Origin of the sequence: Brevundimonas diminuta ATCC 11568 (genome assembly GCF_000204035.1) — a bacterium.
GTDB lineage: Bacteria > Pseudomonadota > Alphaproteobacteria > Caulobacterales > Caulobacteraceae > Brevundimonas > Brevundimonas diminuta.
Genome location: NZ_GL883086.1, coordinates 2,563,329 through 2,570,542, shown reverse-complemented (window position 1 = coordinate 2,570,542; position 7,214 = coordinate 2,563,329). Strand labels below are relative to the sequence as shown.

General features: G+C 68.1%; 6 protein-coding genes. 3 read left to right on the top strand and 3 right to left on the bottom strand.

Translation table 11 applies throughout. The features are described from left to right. The 3 genes from BDIM_RS16420 to BDIM_RS16410 all read right to left on the bottom strand — a co-directional run. Positions 1-1,243, bottom strand: a 1,243-nt coding sequence (locus BDIM_RS16420; protein ID WP_040346490.1) for a DEAD/DEAH box helicase, incomplete at its 3' end; no start/stop codon positions are given. A gap of 303 nt (positions 1,244-1,546) precedes the next feature. Next, positions 1,547-2,194 carry a DUF1345 domain-containing protein gene (locus tag BDIM_RS16415; RefSeq protein WP_003166677.1) on the bottom strand — a complete coding sequence of 216 codons (648 nt, stop codon included), beginning with the start codon at positions 2,192-2,194 and terminating at the stop codon, positions 1,547-1,549. A gap of 57 nt (positions 2,195-2,251) precedes the next feature. Beyond that, the gene (locus BDIM_RS16410) at positions 2,252-3,367 is read right to left on the bottom strand and encodes an aromatic ring-hydroxylating oxygenase subunit alpha (protein ID WP_040346488.1); all 1,116 of its coding nucleotides are present in this window, start codon (positions 3,365-3,367) and stop codon (positions 2,252-2,254) included. Between the two features lie 99 nt (positions 3,368-3,466). Here BDIM_RS16410 and BDIM_RS16405 point away from each other — a divergent pair, with 99 nt between their 5' ends. The 3 genes from BDIM_RS16405 (at position 3,467) to BDIM_RS16395 (ending at position 7,157) form a co-directional block, all read left to right on the top strand. Continuing rightward, on the top strand, positions 3,467-4,411 hold the full coding sequence (locus BDIM_RS16405) for an alpha/beta fold hydrolase (RefSeq protein ID WP_003166675.1): 945 nt from the start codon (positions 3,467-3,469) through the stop codon (positions 4,409-4,411). Further along, positions 4,408-5,028: a class I SAM-dependent methyltransferase gene (locus BDIM_RS16400; RefSeq protein WP_003166674.1), complete on the top strand. Its 621-nt coding sequence runs from the start codon at positions 4,408-4,410 to the stop codon at positions 5,026-5,028. The genes BDIM_RS16405 and BDIM_RS16400 overlap by 4 nt, the downstream gene beginning before the upstream one ends. Before the next feature lie 83 nt (positions 5,029-5,111). Next, positions 5,112-7,157, top strand: coding sequence for a transglycosylase domain-containing protein (locus BDIM_RS16395; RefSeq protein WP_040346487.1), 2,046 nt, complete (start codon positions 5,112-5,114; stop codon positions 7,155-7,157). Positions 7,158-7,214 lie beyond the last annotated feature (57 nt).

Here is a 7,214-nt window from a genome sequence, read left to right as displayed (position 1 = left end):
GGTGCGGATTGCGACCGCCGCGACCACGGCCGCCCCGGCCTTCGCCCTGCGGTTTGCCTTCACGCTCGGGCAGGGTCGCCTTCTTGGCCACGCCCGCCGACATGATGGAGGCGTCCAGCTGGGCCAGCGCCTTGTCGTTGCGGCGGTCGATCGCGGGTATCTTCTGGCGCGTGACCTTCTCGATGTCCTTCAGCAGCTTCATCTCGTCGCCGGCGACAAAGCTGATGGCGGTGCCGTCCTTGCCCGCGCGGGCCGTGCGGCCGATGCGGTGGACATAGGCTTCCGGCACATAGGGCAGCTCGAAGTTCACCACGTGAGTGACCTTGTCCACGTCGATGCCGCGTGCGGCGATGTCGGTGGCGACCAGGACGCGCAGCTTGCCGTTCTTGAACGCCTCAAGCGCGCGCTCGCGTTGCGGCTGGCTCTTGTTGCCGTGGATGGCGCCGGCCTCGACGCCGCCCGCTTCCAGATAGGCCGCGACCTTGTCGGCGCCGTGCTTGGTCTTGGTGAAGACCAGGCAGCGCGTATAGGCGGGGTCAGAGAAAAGCTCGGTCAGCAGGGCGCGCTTCTTGCCCTGCTCGACCCAGATCACCGACTGCTTGATGCGCTCGACCGTGGTGGCCTGCGGCGTGACCTGGACCTTGACCGGGTCCTTCAGCAGCTCGCCGGCCAGTTTGCCGATCTCGGACGGCATGGTGGCCGAGAAGAATAGGTTCTGACGCTTGGCCGGAATGCGGCTGACGATCTGGCGGATCGGCTTGATGAAGCCCAGGTCCAGCATCTGATCGGCTTCGTCCAGCACGAAGATCTCGCAGGTCGACAGGTCCAGGGTCTTTTGCTGGATGTGGTCCAGCAGGCGGCCGGGCGCGGCCACCAGAACGTCCAGCCCCTGCTGCAGGGCGCGTTCCTGGGCGCCGTACTTCACGCCGCCGAAGATGACCGCCACTCGGAAGCCCAGGTGGGCGCCGTACTGCTTGAAGCTGTCGCCGATCTGGGTGGCCAGCTCGCGCGTCGGGCTCAAGATCAGGGCGCGCGTGGTGCGCGGGCGCGGCGCCACGCGGTTCTCGGCCAGGCGATGCAGGATCGGCAGGGCGAAGGCCGCCGTCTTGCCGGTGCCCGTCTGGGCGATGCCCAGCAGATCCTTGCCCTTCATCACGTCGGGGATGGCCTTGGCCTGGATCGGCGTCGGCTTCTCATAGCCGGTCGCAGCCAGGGCGGTCAGGAGAGCCTTGTTCAGGCCCATGGATTCAAAGGTAATTTCGCTCACGTCTATCTTTCACGAACGACGACGGGCGCAGCCGGACAGGGCCGGTTTCACAAAGGGCGCACGTCGCCTGCCCGAAGTTCGGGCGGGGAACGGGCGCCGCCCCGCGTGTATGGACGACGTATGAAATCGAATGATCCGGCCGCTCGACAGACAGGCCTTCCGGGAAGGGAAGCCCAACACGCGCTGGAACGCGCCGGTCATCGCATTGTGCGATGCAGCGCAGATGGGCCTCAATAGCGGCCAAGTCAAGGCGCCCGGCTGGAATGGGCGTGCGAAAGCCTAGAGCAGGCTCACGGCCATATTCACCGCCAGGGCCAGGATCACCGTGTTGAAGACGAAGGCGATCAGGCTGTGCACGGTGGCGATCCGGCGCAGTTTACGGCTGCTGATCTGGATGTCGGCCGTCTGGTTGGCCACGCCGATGATCAGGGAGAAATGCAGGAAGTCGCCGTAGTCCGCCTCTTCTTCGCCGGGAAAGACCAGCCCGCGCCGATCGCCGCCGCCGTGGGCGGGCGCATAGAATTCATGTGCGTAGTGCAGGGCGAACAGGACGTGGGTGAACAGCCAGGAGGCGGCGATGGTGCCGATGGAGAACAACGCCTCGCCCAGGCTCGGCTTGCCGCCGTCCGCCGTCTCCATGACGATCACGAAAACGCTGGCCGCCGCCGCCAGCAAACTGAGCGGCAGGACGGCGGCGCCCGCCTGATCCAGGTCCGCCGCTCGCTTGCGGATAGCCGCCGTCGTGCGATGGCGATATAGGCGGATGAATGTGAGCGTCAGGAAGATGCAGACGCTGGCGTCCCAGGCGGCGGCGATCCGCATCGGCCAGTCCCACGCGGCAGGCGTTAAAATCACCGCGACCGCCAGGACGGCGAGCCCCAGCCACAGGGCGAAATGCAGACGGAAGATGCGCGCGATCCGCTTCATGGCCGCATGATTACGCGGTTCCGCGCCGCCGACCAGAGCCCCCGCCCGCCCTGACCGTCAGCTCTTCCAGCGCAGCACCGTCTCCTTGATCGGATTGACGAAGGCGCGGCCCTCGGCGCGGCTCTTCAGCCATTCGCGCTTCAGCTGCTGGTACCATTTCGCCTGTTTGTCGGCGTCGTCGATCCAGATCAGGGCCGGGTCGTATTTCAGCCCCTCGTTCTGCAGGTTCACCATGCCGCCGTCCTGCTTCAGGAAGGCCACGACGCCCATGCGCAGGAAAGGCTTGGCGATGCCGAACACCCAGTGGTCGGACCAGAAGATCTGGGTGATGCGGGTCTTGGTCTCATTCACCGGCGTCAAGCAGGTCAGGGCCAGCACCTGCTTTTCGCCCACCTGGATATGCTCCCAGCGATAGCCCGGCAGGCGGAAGGTGATCTCCGTCGCGGGCGCCCCGCCCAGCACCTTATAGAGGCGGCTGTTCGACGACGGCGCATGGCGCACCATGGCCCAGCCGAAGTCGACCGGGGCGAAGGTCTTGGCCTTCTCGTGCATCGAATGTTCGGAACGCCACCACCACTGCTGATGGACGTAAGGCCCGTGGGCGGGGTCCATCAGGCCGACGACGGCGTGGTCGATATGGCTGTCGAAATCCATCCACTCGACCAGACGCGGCTGGCTGACTGCGCCCGGAAACTGCGGCGGTTCCTGATCCGGCTCGGACGGGTTGCGGGCGTCGGCCGCCATCCAGACGAAGACCATCCCCTGGCTCTCGCGCACCGGATAGACGCGCACCTTGATGCGGTTGGCCTCGAACGCCTGATCCTCGACCAGCGACGGGATGGCCGCGCAGACGCCGTCCGGCCGGAAGCGCCAGCCGTGATAGGGGCATTCGATCGTCTCGCCCTCGCCGGGCTTTTCGACCAGCCGCCCGGCCGACAGCGGCGCCGCGCGATGGGGGCAGATGTCGCGCATGCCATAGACCTCGCCCGCGCGGGTGCGGCCGATCAAGACCGGCTCGCCCATGATCTCATAGCGTTTCAGGCTGGCGACCGGCACGTCGCGCGCCAGGGCGACGAAATACCAGGCGTCGGTGATGAAGCCCTTGCCGAAGGCGGTCGGCGGGGCTTTGGCTTCGGGCGTGGCGGAAGGTGCGGGCGCGGCGTCTGCGATCATGGCCGCCTTGTAGCAGCAGGGACGGGCGGCCGTCCAAAGGCCATTCCCTTCCTCAGCCGATGAATTAATCTGGCGCAAATTCTCTTTGGGAGAGACGCCTTGATCCGCACCGCCTCAGCCGCCTTCATCGCCGCCGCCCTGTTGCTGGCCGCTGCGCCCGCCCTGGCTCAGGACGGTCACGTCAACCATGCGGCCCACGACGCGGCGCACGCCGCCTTCGCCTCCGACCGCCTCAGCGTCCGCGTCGACGGGCCGGAGGGCGCGCCCGATCTGATCCTGATCCCCGGCCTGTCGTCCTCGCCCGACATCTGGCAGGGCACGGTCGATCACCTGGCCGGGCGCTATCGCGTCCACCGCATCCACCTCGCCGGCTTCGCGGGCGCCGCGCCGCAGGCCAATGCGCAAGGCGATGCGCCCCAGCCGGTCGGCGCCCCCGTGGCCGAGGAGATCGCCCGCTACATCCGCGAACAGCATCTGAACAAGCCCGCCGTCGTCGGCCACTCCATGGGCGGGACCATGGGCATGATGCTGGCCGCGCGTCACCCCGAGCTGGTCGGCAAGCTGATGGTCGTGGACATGATCCCCTTCATGGGCGCCATGTTCGGCGCGCCCGGTGCAACAGCCGAAAGCGTGACCCCCGTCGCCGATCAGATCTGGACCGCCCAGTCGGCCAGCCCGCGCGAGGCCTACGTCGCCCAGGCCACCACCGCCATCAACGGGATGATCAATACGGAAAGCCGCCGCAAAGAGGCGCTTCAGGACATGCGCGACAGCGACCAGAAGGTCTCGGCCGCCGCCTTCCGCGAACTGGTCACCACCGACCTGCGCCCCGAACTGGCGAAGATCACCGCCCCGACCGAGGTGCTCTACGTCAAGTTCAACGACGCCCGCATGACCGACGCCGTCACCGACGCCATCTATCAGATGTCGTTCGCGACCCTGCCTGGCGCCAAGCTGAAGCGCATCGACGACAGCGCCCACTTCATCATGTTCGACCAGCCGACGGCCTTCTACGGCGAACTGGACGCCTTCCTGGCCAAATGAGCCACCCGGCCGCGGATCGGATCGTCGGCCTGTATCAGGACAAGGCGGCGGACTGGATTCGCGACCGGGGCGACGCCCTTCGCCGTCATGAAGGCGACTGGGACGAGGCCGCGTGGCTGGATCGCTTCACAGAAGGCTGGCCGCCCGGCGCTCGCGTGCTGGACGTCGGTTGCGGCTCGGGCTGGCCGATGGGCGCCGCCCTGCTGGAGCGCGGCTTTGAAATCGTCGGCCTGGACGCCTCGCCCGGCCTGATCGCCCATGCGCGCGGGACCCTGCCCAAAGGCGACTGGCGCATCGGCGACATGCGCGACGGCCTGCCGGACGGCGCCTTTCACGGCGTTCTGGCCTGGCACAGCCTGTTCCATCTGACGCCTGAGGCGCAGGCGGCGGTCCTGCCCGCCCTGGCCGCCCGCGTCGGTCCGGGCGGGCGGCTGATGTTCACCGCCGGTCCCGCCCACGGCGAGGCGATCGGCGAATGGCGCGGCGAGGCGCTCTATCACGGCAGCCTGGACCCCGACGCCTATCGCGCCCTGCTGACCGAGGCTGATCTGACGGTGGAGAACGCCGGCGATCAAGGCGTCTGGCTGGCCCGGCGCGCCATTCTTTCGGCGAAATAGGCGCTCACGCTGCCGCGATCGGAAACGGGGGCGTTTTCGTCGGCGATGCGAACGGCTAGGGTTCGCGCCGCTGGCATAGAGGGATGTTCATGGCGCGCAAAGACCGCGGACCCGACGGGAACGATCAGGGCGGAAGAAAACCACGCCGGACCTTCATGGGCCGCCTCTTCTACTGGGGCGCGGTGCTGGCCGTCTGGGGCCTGATCTTCGCCGTCGTCTTCTTCGCCGTCTTCGCGCGCGACCTGCCGGACACCTCCAGCCTGTATGAGGTCGATCGCCAGCCCTCGATCACCTATCTGGACCGCTCCGGCGCCCTGATCGCGGTGCGCGGCACCCAGATGGCGCCGCCGGTCGATCTGGACGCCCTGCCCGACTACGTCCCCGCGGCCTTCGTGGCCATCGAGGACCGCCGCTTCTACCACCACCCCGGCTTCGACCCGATCGGCATGAGCCGCGCCATGGCCTCGAACCTGAAGGCCGGGCGCGTGGTCCAGGGCGGCTCGACCATCACCCAGCAGCTGGCCAAGAACCTGTTCCTGACGCCCGATCAGAACATGAAGCGCAAGGTTCAGGAGCTGATGCTGGCCGTGTGGCTGGAGATGAAGTTCTCCAAGAAGGAGATCCTCGCCCTTTATCTGAACCGCGTCTATTTCGGCGCCGGCGCCTATGGCATCGAATCCGCCTCGCAGCGCTATTTCGACAAGAGCGCCGACAAGCTGACGGTCGGCGAGGCGGCCCTGCTGGCGGGCCTGCTGAAGGCGCCCTCGCGCTATTCGCCCGTGTCCGAGAGCGAGCGCGCCGCCACACGCGCCAACGTCGTGCTGAACGAAATGGTCGAGGTCGGCGCCATCACCCCGGCCCAGCGCGAGGCCGCCGTGGCCGAGCCGGTGCGGGTGTCCAAGACCCTGGCCAGCCAGCACGCCCAATACTTCATCGACTGGCTGGACAAGCAGATCCGCGGCCTGGTCGGCGAGCCGACCGAAGACCTCGTGGTCGAGACCACCCTGGACCTGACCCTGCAGACCGACGCCGAGCGCGCCGTGCGCCGCATCCTGGATCGCGACAAGGGCAAGGGCGTCGAACAGGCCGCCCTGGTCGCCCTGGACGGCGACGGCCGGGTGCGCGCCATGATCGGCGGCGCCTCCTACGGCGACAGCCAGTTCAACCGCGCCGTCGATGCGCGTCGCCAGTCCGGCTCGGCCTGGAAACCCTTTGTCTATCTGGCGGCGGTCGAGGCCGGCTACACGCCTGAGACTCCGGTGGTCGACCAGCCCGTAACCATCGGCGGCTGGTCGCCGCGCAACTATTCCGGCCGCTTCTCCGGTCAGATGACCCTGGCCCAGGCCGTGGCCCAGTCGACCAACACCGTCGCCGCCTATGTCGCCGATCAGGTCGGGCGCGACAGCGTGGCCCGCGCCGCGCGCCGTCTGGGGATCAGCAGTGAAATCGGCCTGCAGCCGTCCATGGCCCTGGGCGCCGTCGAGGTCAGCCCGTTGGAGATGGCCCAGGCCTATGACGCCTTCGCCAACGGCGGCCGCCGCGTCGACGCCTATGGCATCAGCCGCATCCGCACCCCGTCCGGCCGGGTCATCTACACCCACGGCCCATCCGAAGGCGGCCAGGCCATCAACAATCCGCCGCTCTACTACATGAACCAGATGCTGCGCGGGGTGATCACCTCGGGCAGCGGTCGTTCGGCCGCCATCGGCGGGCGCGACATCGCAGGCAAGACCGGCACCACCTCGGACTATAAGGACGCCTGGTTCGTCGGCTACACGGGCGGCTTCGTCGCCGCCGTCTGGGTCGGCAAGGACGACAACAAGCCGATGGCCCGCGTCACCGGCGGCTCCTCGCCCGCCGCCATCTGGCGCGGCTTCATGGAGGCGGCCCTGCCCAAGCTGGCGGTTCAGGCCATCCCCAACGGCCCGCCCCTGCCCGAAGGCTGGATCCCGCCCGATCCCGTCGGCGACCTGATGGGTCAGGTCGAGGATCCCTACGCCACGGCCCAGCCCTATGAGGACGCGCCGCCGCCCATCGTCATCGACGGCCAAGCCACGCAGCCGCAACAGCCCCCGGCGGCGCGCCCCAGCCCGCCGCAAGAGCGCCAACCGGACGCGCTGTTCTTCTAGATTCTCCCTTCTCCCCTTGTGGGAGAAGGTGGCCCGCCAGGGCCGGATGAGGGGTTT